The 15,139-nt window shown below is 44.1% G+C and carries 12 protein-coding genes; 4 read left to right on the top strand and 8 right to left on the bottom strand.

The features are described 5' to 3' along the window. Nucleotides 1–82: 82 nt before the first annotated feature. The 3 genes from DK188_RS16840 to DK188_RS16830 form a co-directional block, all read right to left on the bottom strand. Nucleotides 83–559: a nucleoside deaminase gene (locus DK188_RS16840; protein ID WP_111672008.1), complete on the bottom strand. Its 477-nt coding sequence runs from the start codon at nt 557–559 to the stop codon at nt 83–85. 150 nt (nt 560–709) lie between these two features. Next, complete coding sequence (locus DK188_RS16835; RefSeq protein WP_111672007.1) at nt 710–1,453, bottom strand: LytR/AlgR family response regulator transcription factor; 744 nt, start codon at nt 1,451–1,453, stop codon at nt 710–712. Then, nucleotides 1,450–2,535, bottom strand: a complete 1,086-nt coding sequence (locus DK188_RS16830) for a sensor histidine kinase (RefSeq protein ID WP_232825757.1) — start codon at nt 2,533–2,535, stop codon at nt 1,450–1,452. Before DK188_RS16830 ends, DK188_RS16835 begins: the two co-directional genes overlap by 4 nt. A gap of 259 nt (nt 2,536–2,794) precedes the next feature. On the opposite strand from DK188_RS16830, the gene DK188_RS16825 reads away from it, so the two are divergent. After that, on the top strand, nt 2,795–5,320 hold the full coding sequence (locus tag DK188_RS16825; protein ID WP_111672006.1) for a TonB-dependent receptor domain-containing protein: 2,526 nt from the start codon (nt 2,795–2,797) through the stop codon (nt 5,318–5,320). 234 nt (nt 5,321–5,554) lie between these two features. Here DK188_RS16825 and DK188_RS16815 read toward each other — a convergent pair whose 3' ends face one another. The 3 genes from DK188_RS16815 to DK188_RS16805 form a co-directional block, all read right to left on the bottom strand. Further along, nucleotides 5,555–6,535, bottom strand: a complete 981-nt coding sequence (locus tag DK188_RS16815; RefSeq protein WP_111672004.1) for a pyruvate dehydrogenase complex E1 component subunit beta — start codon at nt 6,533–6,535, stop codon at nt 5,555–5,557. An 85-nt stretch (nt 6,536–6,620) separates the two neighbouring features. Further along, nucleotides 6,621–7,991 carry an NAD-dependent succinate-semialdehyde dehydrogenase gene (locus DK188_RS16810; protein WP_111672003.1) on the bottom strand — a complete coding sequence of 457 codons (1,371 nt, stop codon included), beginning with the start codon at nt 7,989–7,991 and terminating at the stop codon, nt 6,621–6,623. Then, a complete protein-coding gene (locus tag DK188_RS16805; RefSeq protein WP_111672002.1) occupies nt 7,988–8,383 on the bottom strand; it encodes a rhodanese-like domain-containing protein in 396 nt (131 codons plus the stop codon). Before DK188_RS16805 ends, DK188_RS16810 begins: the two co-directional genes overlap by 4 nt. 69 nt (nt 8,384–8,452) lie before the next feature. Here DK188_RS16805 and DK188_RS16800 point away from each other — a divergent pair, with 69 nt between their 5' ends. The 3 genes from DK188_RS16800 (at nt 8,453) to DK188_RS16790 (ending at nt 12,055) form a co-directional block, all read left to right on the top strand. Next, on the top strand, nt 8,453–8,959 hold the full coding sequence (locus DK188_RS16800) for a metallophosphoesterase family protein (RefSeq protein ID WP_111672089.1): 507 nt from the start codon (nt 8,453–8,455) through the stop codon (nt 8,957–8,959). A 180-nt stretch (nt 8,960–9,139) separates the two neighbouring features. Beyond that, nucleotides 9,140–10,267, top strand: coding sequence for a Gfo/Idh/MocA family protein (locus tag DK188_RS16795; RefSeq protein WP_111672001.1), 1,128 nt, complete (start codon nt 9,140–9,142; stop codon nt 10,265–10,267). 51 nt (nt 10,268–10,318) lie between these two features. Then, a complete protein-coding gene (locus DK188_RS16790; protein ID WP_111672000.1) occupies nt 10,319–12,055 on the top strand; it encodes a family 43 glycosylhydrolase in 1,737 nt (578 codons plus the stop codon). A gap of 26 nt (nt 12,056–12,081) precedes the next feature. Here DK188_RS16790 and DK188_RS16785 read toward each other — a convergent pair whose 3' ends face one another. Both DK188_RS16785 and DK188_RS16780 read right to left on the bottom strand, forming a co-directional pair. Beyond that, on the bottom strand, nt 12,082–14,739 hold the full coding sequence (locus DK188_RS16785; RefSeq protein WP_111671999.1) for a carboxypeptidase regulatory-like domain-containing protein: 2,658 nt from the start codon (nt 14,737–14,739) through the stop codon (nt 12,082–12,084). A gap of 165 nt (nt 14,740–14,904) precedes the next feature. Beyond that, nucleotides 14,905–15,132, bottom strand: coding sequence for a DUF3820 family protein (locus DK188_RS16780; RefSeq protein ID WP_111671998.1), 228 nt, complete (start codon nt 15,130–15,132; stop codon nt 14,905–14,907). Nucleotides 15,133–15,139 lie beyond the last annotated feature (7 nt).

The raw sequence follows: 15,139 nt of genomic DNA, 5'->3' as shown, positions 1-15,139 counted from the left end.
TTTAGCCAATAATACTCAGGTGATGCTCCCTTGCCGAATAGGCTGCCGCTGATATTCTTCTAGTTGGCTACTTTTCTTGATTCTAGTACAGGTCTTTATCTCCCTTTTCCTTCCAAAGCTCAAAGGCCTTCAAGCTTTCCTCCCGCATCAGAGAAACCATTGGAATCCGGCGGTTTTCAGGTTTCACTTCAATTTCCTGATAGATAAACTCATCGTCAAAACCAGCTTCTGCGGCATCTTCTTTCGTGCAAGCAAAAAACACTTTAGCAGGTCTTGCCCAAAAAATCGCTCCCAAACACATGGGGCAAGGTTCGCAGGAAGTGTAGACTTCGCAGCCTTCCAACTGAAAGTGATCCAGCGTTTTGCAGGCATCACGGATGGCTACTACCTCGGCATGGGCAGTGGGATCTTTGGTCTTTAAGACTAGGTTTGATCCTTGACCCACGACTTTACCATCTTTGACGATTACGCAGCCAAATGGGCCACCATTTCCGGCGAGCATTCCTGTTTTTGCAAGCTCGATGGCTTGGCGCATGTAGTTTTGTTGGAATTCGGTCATGCATTAAAGATACAAATTGTCAACGGTCCACTGTCGACAGTCAACGGCCTTTTCTAACAACCGAAAAAAATGAGGAATTGAATGCAAAATTGACTTAATTCTTTCAAAAAGCTGCTGTGGACAGTCGGCCGTCAACCGTTGACCAGAAAATCAACTCATCCACTTACTCAAAAACTCCAGAAACAGATCCTTATAATTCTCTCCAACTGCAATTTGGTGGTTACCGATTTGGATGACATTTTTCGCGACCGAATCGATATGATCCAGGGCCACAATGAAGGATCTATGTACGCGCATGAATTTTTCCGAAGGGAGCAATTCCTCCATATTTTTCATGCTGGTAAGTGACAAGAGCGGGTTTGCTTTGGACTTGAGGTGAACTTTGACGTAGTCCTTGTAGGCTTCGACATGGGTGATGTCTTTCAGCATCACTTTGACGAGTTGGTATTCTACTTTGAGAAAGATGAATTCCTGCTGGGCAGGGAGTTCGGTACTTTTGACCATAGGTGCATTTTGGATGCGGTCAAAATACTGATAAGCCTTAGTTGCGGCAGCGAGAAAATCCTCGTAGCTGTAGGGCTTGAGAAGATAGTCCAAGGCTTCTACCTTGTATCCCTCGATGGCGAACTGATTGTAAGCAGTGCAAAAAATTATGCGGGTTTTTTCGGTATTTTTTTTCCCATCCAGAATCCTGGCCAGCTCCATGCCGGAGAGATCGGGCATCTGGATATCCATAAAGATGAGATGGACTTCATTTTGGTTCAGGAAACTCAGGGCTTCGATTGCATTGGAAAATTTACCTTCCAGCTTCAGGAAGGCAGTCTGATTGACAAATTTACTTAGCAATTCGAGCGCTAATGGCTCGTCATCTATGGCGACACATTTGAGAATCATGAGAGATTGATGGTCAGGTTGACCCAATATTCCTGTTTCGCTTCGTCTTTGCCAAATTTCAGCCGGTGTTTTTCCGGGTAAATCAGACTGAGTCGACGTTGAGTATTGGTCAGTCCGATGCCATTTTCATGAGCTTCGGGACTATCGGGATTGACAGGGAAAATGTGGTTTCTCGTTTCGAAGAATACGGTATCTCCCATGACCTCCAGCTTGATTTTGATTTCGCTTTCCTGCTGGGAGCTCACTCCATGTTTGAAGCAGTTTTCCAGAAATGGCAAGAGTAGCATAGGAGCGATGACCAACTCTTCTTTTGGGCTTTCGATTTCGATTTTCAGCTTGACTTTCTCCGTCATCCGCATCTTCATCAGCTCGATGTAATCTTCGATAAACTTCACCTCTTTAGTCAAAAGCGTTTCATTCTTTTGGTTTTCATAGAGGACATACCGCATCATTCTAGAAAGTTTTAGAAGTGCTTCCTGTGCTTTCTTTACATCCAGATTGGTAAGCGCATAGATGTTGTTTAGCGTATTGAAGAAGAAATGTGGGTTAATCTGAGCCTTCAGATAGGAGAGTTCGGTATTGATCCGCTGTCGGTCAAGTTCTCGACGGAGGGTTTCATCCTTTTGCCACTTCTGCACCAATGCCAATGATGTACTTAATCCGATGGATACCATATAGAGCATCAACTGGAAAATATCTCCATAGATCCACCTTGGTCTGTTGGGGTCAAAGGGTTTGTCCGGATTGAAGACCTGGTGCATCTTTTCGGCATAAGAGGTGAACTGCTCAAAATAAATGATAATCCCATAGAAAAATACCGCTCCCAAAATGACAATCATGAGGTAGAGGTAGTTTTTGCCACGAAGCAAAACCGTGGGTACGACCAAGGATTGGTTGGTGTAGAAAATTGATATCAATAGTGAAACAAGAAACACCTGCTTCCACCAAAACTGCACCGGCAGCGTCATCTCTCCCATTCTCCAGGATAGTGGAGACAGCAATAATAGGACGATGCAGAGCATTAGCCAGCCGAGGATATGAACGAGTACCGAAAGCCGTTTTTTGGGGGTGAATAATAGCATAGGGTTGATTTTCAGTATCCAAACTAAATCAAATTACTTTTACCGCTCAAATTCAATCTACCAATACCGCATTTTGGCCCATGGAAACCTGATTTGGAGGGACAAATCCATCGATTGGGCTGTATTACAGATTCGTCTTGGATTTGGGGTGATTTGTCGATGAAGTGCTGATGCTGGTCTATTACATTTTTTGGGGCAAAACATTGCCTCCAACTTTGGGGTATCAAATGGCAGAAGTCCCATTTGGCAAAACGACACTATGAACAAATTACTCAATTTAATTATCGCAATCACATTTTTCGGAAGTACAGTTGCTTTTGCGCAGCAGACCGGAGAAGGCAAAGAGCCAGCCCGAATCATCGGAGTAGCAAAAGATCTTAAAACCGGCGAACCCGTAGGCTATGCTACTGCGGCACTTTATAAAGTAGGAGCAGACGTAAGCACCTCGGGAGCTGTGGCCGACGGAGATGGGGTATTCTTCATTACCGGCTTCGCAGTAGGTACGTATGAATTGCAAGTGAGCTTTTTGGGCTATGAGACAGTGAAGCGTACTGTCAATATCAATTCTGCTGATTCTGACATCAACCTTGGGGAAATCGGCATGACCGACGAGGGCGTTGCGCTCGAGGAAGTCACTGTACAGGGACAGCGTGAATTGATCGAGGAGCGAGTGGATCGTACGATCTACAAAGCAGAAAATGACAAAACTACTGCCGGTGGAGATGCTACGGATGTTTTGAGAAGGGTTCCGATGCTTTCGGTAGATCTGGACGGAAATGTCTCCATGAGAGGAAGTAGCAATATTTTGGTTTTGATTGATAACAGACCTTCCGCCATCGCGGCATCTTCTATTGCAGATGCGCTCAAGCAGATCCCCGCTGACGAAATCAAGGCAGTAGAGGTAATCACTTCACCATCTGCAAGATTTGATGCAGAGGGTACTTCCGGAGTGATAAACATTGTGACCAAAAAGAACAACCTGCAAGGCGTGACCCTAAACATCAACTCAGGCTTTGGATTAAGAGGTTCTAACTTGGGTCTTCAGGGTAGTGCCAGAAAGGGCAAACTTGGATTCAGTTTGGGTGGATTCGGAAGATCAGGATATAATTTGCTTGGCAGATTTGAAAATGAGCAACTTCTCACCAGTGAAAATGGCGATGTGCGAAAAGTAATTCAATCGGCTGATACCGAGCGAAGAGATATTTTTGGCAGATACAATTTCGGTATGGACTATGATATCAACCAATACAATTTCATCACAGGTGCGATCAACTTTGGCTTGAGAAACTCTAACAATGAGCAGAGAAACTTCCTGACAGAGAACTATCAAAATGATCAATTGCTCAGCAGCAGACTACGAAGTACCGATACCAAAGATCAAAGTAACTCGGTCGATGTCAGCTTGAATTACACTCGGACTTTTGAGAAAAAGGGGAGAGAATTGAGTTTTCTGACACTCTACAGCCGAAACAACCGAGAGAATTCATTTATCAATACGCTGTTTTCAGAGGATTTCACCACGATTGATTCCCGATTGAAAAATGATAACCCGAGCCGAAATGAGGAATTTACCGTGCAGGTGGATTACGTCACGCCAATGAATGACAAGGGAAATCAGATTCTCGAGTATGGTGCCAAAAACATTCTGAGAAAGGCGTATTCTGATTTCGCCTACTTCGAGGCAGATGGGTCAGATGGAGAATTTATCGAAAGTGAGAATCCAAGTTTGAATAATGAGTTTAGTTACGACCAAAATGTAACTGCAGGCTATGTGTCTTATACTTTCTCATTTCTGAAAAATTACACCCTGAAGCCAGGTGTGAGATACGAGTACACTACCATCAATGCGGATTTCAAAACCGAATTTGAGGCTGAGATTCCTTCTTATGGCACTTGGGTACCTAGTATCAATGCTTCCAGAAAGTTGAAAAACGGAAACATGATCAAGGCTGCCTACAACAGACGGATTCAAAGACCATCGCTTAGATTCCTGAATCCAAACATCGAGGCATCCAATCCACTTCAGATTTCACAGGGTAATCCGGAACTCGATCCAGAATTCACCGACAACTATGAATTGGGATACAGCACATTTATCAAAGGAACGACCCTAAACTTCACTACGTTCTACAGAAATACTACAGGGTCTATTCAGGCAATCAGAAACGTACTTGACGGTGGAATTATCTCCACTACTTATGATAACATCGGTCAGGAGCAGACTATTGGTACCAACTTATTTGCCAATGTGAACATCAATAACAAGCTTTCTTTGAATGGTGGTTTTGACCTGTACTATGCCATGCTGGATAATGGATTGAGTGATCCTGATTTTGCAGCAAGCAATGAAGGTTTTGTGATCAGTGGCCGAATCTTCGGTAACTACACCCTTCCTAAAAACTGGCAGGTTCAGCTGTTCTCCTTTGCTAGAGGAAGACAAGTGCAGCTTCAGGGTACATCCGGAGGATTTGCGGTGTACGGGTTGAGTATGAACAAGCAGTTTGCTGAGAAAAGAGGAAGCGTAGGTTTTGGAGTTGAAAACTTCCTGGCAAAGGAATTTATCGTCAGAAACGAAATCATCACACCGACCATTGTTCAGAATAGCTTGAATGCGACCCGAAACATGAACTTCAAAGTCAATTTCAGCTACCGAATCGGTAAACTCTCCATGGACCAACGCCCAAGAAGAAGAAAGTCTGTCAACAACGATGACTTGAAAGAAGGTGGAGATGGCGGCCAAAATGAAGGCCAACAGGGTGGTGGAGCACCTGTAAGGAATAGATAATCAAACCAAACCCTGACCTAAAAAATCAGGGTTTTTTTCCAAGCCAATTTCAGGCTTGGAGATCCAAAGAAAAATAAATAGATAGATTGGGTAACAAAAAACCCGGGCTTCATAGGTCTGGGCTTTTTTGTTTAAAATTATCCTGGCCGAAAATGGCTCATGCCTAAAGCAATACGATACCTTCTTTGAAAAAAAAAGGGCTCCTTTGTGGAGCCCTTTTCTATTCAATGAATATTAAGATTTGTAAGTCACCTTTTTGATTGCATCGATGGTTCGTGCCACATTGGGAAGGGTAGCCTCGATGTAGCTAGGTCCATAGCTCAATGGGATATCCATAGAGTTGACCCGGATTACTGGAGCGTCAAGGTAATCAAAAGCATACCGCTGGAAATGGTAAGTCATCTCAGAAGAAATGGCTGCGATTGGATTTGCTTCCTCTACGATTACTGCTCGGTTGGTCTTTTTGAGGGATTCAATACAGGTAGCATAATCGATTGGACGGACAGTTCTTAGGTCAATTACCTCACAATCTACCCCTTGCTTAGCCATTTCTTCAGCAGCCTCCAAAGCCACTTTCATCATTTTCCCAAAAGAGATCAAGGTTACGTCTTTTCCTTTGCGCTTGATATCGGCTACTCCGATTGGCAAGAGATATTCTTCCTCAGGCACTTCCCCTTTGTCAGAATACATCACCTCGGACTCCATGAAAATCACCGGATCAGGATCGCGAATGGCGGCTTTCAAGAGACCTTTTGCATCATACGGGTTAGAAGGGACGATCACTTTCAGCCCAGGAGTATTGGCAAACCAATTTTCGAAGTTGGAAGAGTGTGTAGCTCCAAGCTGACCGGCATTTCCAGTAGGACCTCTGAATACAATCGGCACTGAATAAGCTCCGCCTGACATGGAATACATCTTAGCGGCCGAATTGATGATCTGGTCAATTGCTACCAGAGAGAAGTTGAAGGTCATGAATTCGATGATTGGACGAAGACCACTCATGGCAGCACCGACTCCCAATCCTGCGAATCCCAATTCAGAGATCGGGGTATCGTAGATTCTTTCGGGACCGAATTCATCAAGCATACCTTGTGAAACTTTGTAGGCGCCGTTGTACTCAGCGACTTCCTCCCCCATCAAAAAAACGTTCTTATCACGTCTCATCTCCTCGGACATCGCTTCTCTCAAAGCTTCCCGAAATTGTATTTCTCTCATTTGTAATGACAAAATTTTGGCTCGTAAAAATAGAAAGGAATCGGGCAAAAGCAAAGGTTGAGCTGAGCTTTATCCCAGATGGCAATTAACCCAAATAAACGGTTTTGGAATTGACAAATTCCAAGATGCCCATCCTGCCCAGCTCCCTTCCGAATCCTGACTTTTTGATTCCTCCAAAGGGAAGCGCAGGTTGGGAAGCGACCATAGCGTTGAGAAAGACAGCTCCGCTTTCGATTTCTTCAGCGAGCTTTTCACCAGTATTCAGGTCAGTGGTCCAGATAGATGCTCCGAGACCAAACTCTGTCGAATTAGCTAATTCTATAGCTTCAGCACTGTTTTTTACTTTGAACACGGTAGCGACTGGGCCAAAAAGCTCTTCGGAATAGGCAGGGGATTTTTCAGGTATTTCAGTCAGGATAGTAGGGGTAAACTTGGCACTTCCTGCTTTAGGTTTGTCACCTCCAAGAAGAATTTTGGCCCCCATTTTCACTGATTTATCCACTTGTTCGTAGAGTTCCATAGCCAAATCCGGTCTTGCCATACAGGCAAAATCAACAGTCTCATCCATGGGGTCTCCTGATTTTAGGAGGTTTAAATTTTCTTTGAATTTTTCCAAAAAGTCATCGAATACAGATTCTTCGACAATAAACCGCTTTGCTGCGATGCAGCTTTGCCCAAAATTCACCATTCGTGCTTTTACCGCTGTTTCGGCGGCTTTTGGGATGTCTGCATCCGCCAAGACTACAAATGGATCGCTCCCCCCGAGTTCGAGGAGGGATTTTTTGATGTTTTGGGCTGCCGCTGCTGCCACGGCAGCACCTGCTTTTTCGCTTCCGGTAAGCGAGACAGCTTTGATTCGCTCATCTTCCAGAAGCCCAGATGTGACCTTGGAATCGATTAAAAAGCTTTGGAAGGCACCTTCGGGAAATCCCGCTTCGCGAAACACCGATTCAATCGCCAATGCACACTGAGGCACATTCGAGGCATGCTTTAAAATGCCCACATTCCCTGCCATCAAAGTCGGGGCTGCGAATCGGAAAACCTGCCAAAAGGGGAAATTCCATGGCATCACCGCCAAAATTGTTCCTAAAGGCTGATGGATAATTTTGGCCTTTTTTCCGTCAGGAAGGTCGATTTTTTCCGATGCGAGAAATCCGGCTGCGTGATCAGCATAGTAGTCACATGCCCAAGCGCATTTTTCGATTTCAGCGCGCGATTCTTTGATAATTTTTCCCATTTCCAGAGAGATCAGCCTAGCATAGTTCTCCTTGTTTTTTCGCAGGATTTGCCCTGCTTTTTTCATCAGGCTTGCCCTTTCTTGAATCTGAGTTTTTTTCCAAGAGGTGAAAGCTTTGGATGAAAGTTCCATTTTCACCTCCATTTCCCTCGGCGAAAGTGGAACCAACTCTTTGATCACTTCTCCATTCCAGGGGTTAATTGATTGGATTGTTTTCATTTTTCTATGGGTTTACCTGCTTCATTCCATGCGGTGATTCCCCCCTCTAGCATGTAGACTTTTTTGAAACCTGCTTTCTGCATCTGATCAGCGGCCTTTCTGGTTCGTGATCCTGATCGGCAATACAGGAGGTATGTTTTATTTTTGTTGAGAGTTTGGATTTCCTCAGAGAAATTTTCCCCAAGAAAATTAATGTTCAATGCGCCCGGCAGATGACCCTCAGCTACTTCTTCAGGGGTTCGGACATCGATCAGCATGTTCTTTTTTTTGGTCGTCAATTTCTCAAATTGGTCGATAGAAACTACGTTGATGGAGTCTTTAGGGGTAGTTTGTGCAAGGGACAGCGTCCCTAAAAGGAGGAAGGCAAATAGAAACAGGATTTTGGTTTGCATAGGTTTTTGTTGAATTAGTGAATAAGGTCTCCCATATTGAACCGAAAATTTACCCGCTTTCGTTTCAAGATGCGCATAAAAATAGGTTTGATTTCAGATTCGCACAGTTACATAGATCACAAAACACTTGCTTATCTTCAGGATGTGGATGAAATCTGGCATGCAGGGGATATTGGATCGCTGGACGTGATGGAAGTTTTGCCCAGGGATAAGCCTGTTCGCGCGGTCTTTGGCAATATTGATGATCAGGTCATTCAGGAGAACTACCCCGAGTGGCAGGAATTCGAACTTGCAGGGGTGAAAGTACTGATGACTCACATCGGTGGCAAACCTCCGCGATATGCCAAAGGAATCAAGCAAAAAATCAAAGATGCCGGGGCGCAGCTGTTTATCTGCGGCCATTCACACATCTGCAAGGTGGAATTTGATGCGTCGATCCAATGCCTCTACATGAATCCCGGAGCGATGGGGAGACATGGATTCCACATCATGCGGACGATGCTGCTATTTGAGTTGGAAGCTGGAAAAATCCAAAATTTGCGGGTCGTGGAATTGGGTAAAAGGGGAGGGATATAGAATTGTCCACTGACTACGGTCAACAGTCCACAGTCAGTAAAAATGTACATCAAACCTTATTTTAATTAATTCTTTGAGAGAAAGTGAATGTTTGGAAGCTGAAAAATTGATTAATTTCCCAATATACAGACATTCAAAAAAGTCAAAGCCCAACTAACAATTTTAGCTACATTCTCCACTATGAAGCCCATCCTCCTCCTCTTCTTTTTTTTAGTCATAAATCAACTAAACGCCCAAGATCAACCGCTGAAAATTGGAGTTGCTGGACTAAACCACGGCCATGTGGGGTGGGTTTTCGCAGCAGACAAGCGGCCCGATATTGAAATTGTCGGTATTGCTGAACCCAATCGGGAATTGGCAGCGCGATACATGAAGCAGCATGGACTGTCGATGGATTTGGTGTTTGATACCTTGGAAGAAATGCTGGAAAAGACCAAGCCTGAAGCTGTGACAGGATTTGGGACGACATATGCCCACTTGGAAATCGTGCAGAAATGTGCTCCAAAAGGAATTCACGTAATGGTGGAAAAACCGCTGGCTGTAAGTCTGGAACATGCCTTGGAAATGAAAGCGCTGGCAGAAAAACACAACATCCACTTGCTGACCAACTACGAGACCACTTGGTATGCGAGCAATGAAAAAGCCTACCAAATCCTGCATTCCGGACAAATCGGAGAAGCGCGAAAAATCGTAGTCAGAGACGGTCACCGCGGCCCAAAAAAGATCGGTGTCGGGCCTGAGTTTTTGGAATGGCTCACCGACCCACAACTGAATGGGGCAGGTGCGCTGATGGATTTTGGATGCTATGGAGCCAATCTGAGCACTTGGCTGATGCAGGGAGAACGACCAATCTCGGTCACCGCTGTGACGCAGCAGCTGAATCCCGAAGACAATCCAAAAGTGGAAGACGAAGCCACGATTATCCTGACCTATCCTACTTCGCAAACGATCATTGAAGCTTCCTGGAATTGGCCAATAGGGAGAAAAGATATGGAGATCTATGGACTCACCGGAGCAGTCATTGCGGATAACGGTCGCCAACTTCGGCTCAGAATTGCTGAAGGATACGATGGATTCAGCGAGGAAAAGTTTGATTTGGAGCCAAGAAAGTCTCCGTTTGATGATCCTTTTACGATGTTGATGGCAGTGGTCAGGGGAAAAGTGGAATTGGGTCGCTTCGATCTGAGCGGTTTGGAAAATAACATGCTGGTGATGGAAATCCTGCAAGCAGCGAAAGAAAGTGCGGAAATTAGGGAGACGGTTTACCTTGATCCAGCCAAAAAAATCCAATTTAAGAGTGTGGAATAAGTTTTACCATTCTTAAAAGAGTACTAAAAACCCATTAAACCCAAGATTAAAATGCAGATCAAACTAGTCCTTGGCTTTTTGTTTTTTCTGGCCTTTTCACCAGTTTTTTCCCAGCAACAGACCTATTGCAATCCGATCAATCTGGACTATGGCTACACGCCGATCCCAAACTTTTCGGAATGGGGAAGACATCGGGCTACAGCTGATCCGGTTCTGGTGAATTTCAAGGGGACTTTCATCCTTTTCTCCACCAATCAATGGGGCTACTGGACCAGTGAGGACATGTACAATTGGGAGTTTCATTCCCGGCTTTTTCTCCAACCTTGGAACAAAGTCTATGATGAACTTTGTGCTCCGGCCGTTGGGATAGTTGGGGACACCGTGCTAGTAATGGGTTCAACCTATGAGAAAGATTTCACCATGTGGATGAGCACCGACCCCAAAGCCAACGAATGGAAGCCTTTGGTCGAGAAGTTTGAAATCGGCGGTTGGGATCCGGACTTTTTTACTGACGAGGATGGGCGACTGTACATGTACAATGGAAGTTCCAATCGCTATCCCCTATACGGAGTTGAATTGAATCGCAAGACCTTAGAACCCATCGGGACCAGAAAGGAAATGTACCTTCTCGAACCGGATAAATACGGATGGCAGCGGTTTGGTGAGCACATGGACAACACCTTCTTGGATCCCTTCATGGAAGGTGCTCATATGACCAAACACAACGGAAAATACTACCTGCAATATGGAGCTCCGGGTACTGAGTTTAGCGGCTACTCGGATGGAGTAGTGGTAGGCCCGACTCCGCTTGGTCCTTTCATCCCGCAGTCTGATCCACTGAGCATGAAGCTGGGAGGCTTTGCCAGAGGAGCGGGACATGGCAGTACATTTCAAGACAATCAGGGCAACTACTGGCACATCAGTACGATCATGATTTCTGTGAAAAATACATTTGAGCGGAGATTGGGGATCTGGCCGGCAGGTTTTGATCAGGACGATGTCATGTGGAGCAATTTGGCATTTGGAGACTATCCGCATTTCTTACCGGGCACAGCCAAAGCCGGGCAATTCACAGGCTGGATGCTGCTGAATTATGATAAACCCATTGCAGTATCCTCGACCTTGGGAGGCTTTTCTCCCAACAAAGCCAACGACGAAGATCTCAAAACCTACTGGAGTGCGGCATCTGGCGAAAAGGGAGAATGGATTCAGACCGACTTAGGCCAAGTAAGTACGGTGAATGCAGTGCAGATCAACTATGCAGATCAGGATGTGGCAGATGATCGACTGGGCAAACGTACCGATCAATACCATCAATACATTCTTTACCATTCCCTTGACGGGAAAAATTGGGAAGTCTTGGTGGACAAAAGCAAAAACACCACGGACATTCCGCATGAGTATGTCGAGCTCGATAATCCGGTAAAAACCCGATTCCTCAAGCTGGAAAATGTCCACATGCCTACAGGTAAATTCGCCATCAGTGGATTTCGCGTTTTTGGGAATGGTGGTGGAGCAAAGCCCGAAAAAGTGAAGCAGTTTATGGTTTTTCGTACTGAAAAAGATAAACGCAGTGCCTTTATCAAATGGTCCCCGATGCAGGATGCCTATGCATATCACATTTCATACGGAGTGGCTCCAGACAAGCTTTACAACACCATCATGGTCCTCGGGAATAATGAATATTGGCTGAAAACCATGGACCGAACCAAATCTTACTATTTCACCATTGAGGCAATCAGCGAAAATGGGGTAAGCGAAAAGTATGAGATTCAGCGGGTGGAATAAAGTAGACTACTTTCACCTAGTTGATTTTATTGGTCTTCTGAGTTTCTGTTCTCGCTGATGGGAGAAGTCCTTAAGAAAAACTTCCCGGATACCGGATCACCTTTTTCAGTTATTCCATTGACAACTACCCAAAAAGCCTCGGCATTTTTGGGAAGAGCGAATTCCGTAGATCCGGAGGTTTTGCCTTCTGGAATAGTGACAGATGGCTCCCAATGGTAGACAGGAGAAATGGCACCTTCATCCAAGAATTCAAACGGTTTTGGATTTGAAAAACCAGTCAATTTGAATTCCTTGAAAGAGTTACGGTCATTCATGATATCTCTTTTATAATCCTCTCCGGTTTTCATAATTATGTTAATCACTCCATATTGACCCGCCTCTCCGAAAATAGAAGTCATACTTCGGATGATTTCTATTCTTTCTATATTAAATACATTTATATCGCTCAGTCGGGCAAATTGCGGGTTACCTGTCGAATAGCTCATGTTAGCCTCAGGAAGGGTAGGTCCACTAAAGGTGGCTCCTGATGGACCGGAAATAGGAATATTATCGATCATTATTAAAGGTAGACCACCTCTGCTGCTTAATATAGGAGGGCTTCCTGAAATAATAAATCCAGACTTGGCTCCTAACGCTCGAACAAATTGATCCGTAAGACCAGTTAGATTTAGGTCTTTCGCTAGATGCACTTGCTGTGCTTTTCCATAAATCGCTGGACCCGAGGCATCATATTTTTTTGATACCACATTTGCTTCATCCAAAAGAATCTCCCCGTCAAGAAGTGGGGGAAGTGCTGCCAAAGAATCTAGTCTAGGGCTTGATGTTCCTGTGTATCTGGGTAGAGGAAATTCAAATTTTCTATTCATTATGGAGTGGGGAGAAGATTTTATTTCCAGATCTACTTTTTCTATTTTGGCTGCACTATGTGCAATGGCCTTGATTGCCAGGGTGTAATCTTCTTCAAAATTTAAACTCTGCAGCTCAAAATTTCCCTTTTCATCCGTTTTAGTTTCTATTTTTTCAAAAAGACCATTGACCAAAATCTCTAAATTAGATTTGATAGGTCTATCGTCTGGGCCTATGGTTTTTCCGATCAGGTTAAACCCAAACTCCTTGGGTTGGGAGAAGTTTTCCAGCTCTGGATAGGGGCTGGTTCGAGTTTTGGCAAAGAATTCTCCAATGTCTGAGGGGCTTTTATTCAGTTGAATCGCTTCAAGGTCATCCAATACAGAGACTGAAAGATGTGCTGGAGTTAGATTCCCTTCCAGATCTCGGACCATAAAGCTCAATTTCACAGAGTCTCCTGGGGTGGGCAGAATGTTTTCTGTAAAGAGGGTGATCCCATTACTATATTCTTTGAGACTGGTTCCTTGGGGCACATATCCGGGCAAAAGAACCTGAATTGGCTTGACAAATTCATTTTCAGGGCCATAATTCGTTGACCAAAGCGTGTATGCTCTGAGGAAAAAGTCCTGTGAACGAAGGTGATAAGGCAGTGAAAGTTGCCCTTTGGCAATGCCTCCTTCTATCTTGAATAGTTGGTGCTCAAGCTGAGTGCCTGCGGTATCCAGAAGCTCCACGTGTAGTACCTTGCTGGATTCTTCCGAAAAAATAGGATTCCCGTAGTCGACATACGCTTTGAAATAAATCTGATCTCCAATTCGATAGACATCCCGATCGGTGTGCAAGAATACCTTTTCTTCCAAAACGCGGGCGTTTTTCTCGATTTTTACCAAGGCCAGAAGCTTCTCCCCATTAAAGTTTTGTGGGAGTAATGCTAAGGGAGAGGTTTTGATGCTTTTGGTGACTTGAAGCGTGTTGTTTGATACCGGTACTCCATTCTCTTTAAGCGCAATTTTTTCACCTTCAAAACTGAAGCGAACCGTGTTACCGGAATCGGATGTCAGTGTAAATGGACTTTTTATCTCCAAATTAAACTCCCCTTCAAATTCTCCAAAACTTAGCTTAACCGTATCGCTGGAGCTCGTCAGGAGATTTCGGAGTAAATATTCCGGTGTTTCTTTATAGATAGCCAATCTATTGGCATCGGTTTTTGTTTTTTCATCAAGCTCCAAATCCGGTGAAGAAAAATAAGCCCAGTACATGGATTCAAAATCCATCGGCTTGTTTAAATCTATCGGTTCATTTAACCAGACTGTAATCAGATAGCCTGTTTCGGAATTTTTGAAAATCAGCGCATCCTTAGCATAAGCAAATAACAAATTCGATTTTTTATCAACTTCAAAACTAATTGCATCTGGATTTGCCAATACAAGGTTTTCTTCGTCATTGGGATCTAAAAAACCATCAAGGAGTTTTTCGAGATATTTCTTGGAGTTGCCTTTGATTTTTGAGGCGAAACTAAGGGCGGAATTCTGTTCCAAGGCAAATGAGATTTCATTGGATTCTCCTCTGAAAGATCTCTTGGCGAGTATCTCTGTTTCTTGAGGCAAGTATCCTTCTTTTGCAGAGACCAAAGTCCACCTGCCCGGAACTACACCCGATATGGCAAAATTCCCTAAAGAATCCGTGAATGTCTGGATGCTTGTTTTCGGAATAAATACATGGGATTGGGCAATGGGTTGGCCAGAATTGGCATCCACCACTCTGCCAGAAATAACTGTAGTTTGGGCGTTTGCGCCAAAGCAAAATAAAAACGAAAGAAAAATTATTTGGAGCCTCATGGGGTTGACTTTTAGACTGTTAATATCTTGATAACGCAGTTTAATTAAAATTAGTTAACGAAAGATTTTTCAATAGATCTAATAATTAATTTTTATGCAATTTCAAGGTTTCATCTACCTAGATTTTTTTAAGTAAAATATTGAAAAGCTAAAGGAGAATAAGGCCTATCTCCTGACCGGATGCGTGCGTTTTAATTCTGCTAATATCCCTTCAAGTCCATTGAGTCGAATTTCATAAAGGGTACTCAGCCACATCCCGAGTTTTCCATCAGGGAAGCCTTTTCGGTTCATCCAGACTAGGTAATCTTCAGGGAGATTGCAGAGCAGCCTGCCTTTGTACTTGCCAAAAGGCATTGTTTTGGTGACGAGGTCGATGAGGATTTCTTTATCCATAAGGTAA

Source organism: Algoriphagus litoralis (genome assembly GCF_003259255.1).
GTDB classification, from domain to species: Bacteria; Bacteroidota; Bacteroidia; order Cytophagales; family Cyclobacteriaceae; genus Algoriphagus; species Algoriphagus litoralis.
The sequence above is the reverse complement of the archived record's forward strand: the minus strand, read 5'-3'. Positions and strand labels throughout refer to the sequence as shown.

Excerpts from the sequence above, each read along its gene's own strand:
- DK188_RS16840 (WP_111672008.1), bottom strand. The coding sequence starts at position 559 with ATGACCGAATTCCAACAAAACTACATGCGCCAAGCCATCGAGCTTGCA.
- DK188_RS16835 (WP_111672007.1), bottom strand. The coding sequence starts at position 1,453 with ATGATTCTCAAATGTGTCGCCATAGATGACGAGCCATTAGCGCTCGAA.
- DK188_RS16830 (WP_232825757.1), bottom strand. The coding sequence starts at position 2,535 with ATGCTATTATTCACCCCCAAAAAACGGCTTTCGGTACTCGTTCATATC.
- DK188_RS16825 (WP_111672006.1), top strand. The coding sequence starts at position 2,795 with ATGAACAAATTACTCAATTTAATTATCGCAATCACATTTTTCGGAAGT.
- DK188_RS16815 (WP_111672004.1), bottom strand. The coding sequence starts at position 6,535 with ATGAGAGAAATACAATTTCGGGAAGCTTTGAGAGAAGCGATGTCCGAG.
- DK188_RS16810 (WP_111672003.1), bottom strand. The coding sequence starts at position 7,991 with ATGAAAACAATCCAATCAATTAACCCCTGGAATGGAGAAGTGATCAAA.
- DK188_RS16805 (WP_111672002.1), bottom strand. The coding sequence starts at position 8,383 with ATGCAAACCAAAATCCTGTTTCTATTTGCCTTCCTCCTTTTAGGGACG.
- DK188_RS16800 (WP_111672089.1), top strand. The coding sequence starts at position 8,453 with ATGCGCATAAAAATAGGTTTGATTTCAGATTCGCACAGTTACATAGAT.
- DK188_RS16795 (WP_111672001.1), top strand. The coding sequence starts at position 9,140 with ATGAAGCCCATCCTCCTCCTCTTCTTTTTTTTAGTCATAAATCAACTA.
- DK188_RS16790 (WP_111672000.1), top strand. The coding sequence starts at position 10,319 with ATGCAGATCAAACTAGTCCTTGGCTTTTTGTTTTTTCTGGCCTTTTCA.
- DK188_RS16785 (WP_111671999.1), bottom strand. The coding sequence starts at position 14,739 with ATGAGGCTCCAAATAATTTTTCTTTCGTTTTTATTTTGCTTTGGCGCA.
- DK188_RS16780 (WP_111671998.1), bottom strand. The coding sequence starts at position 15,132 with ATGGATAAAGAAATCCTCATCGACCTCGTCACCAAAACAATGCCTTTT.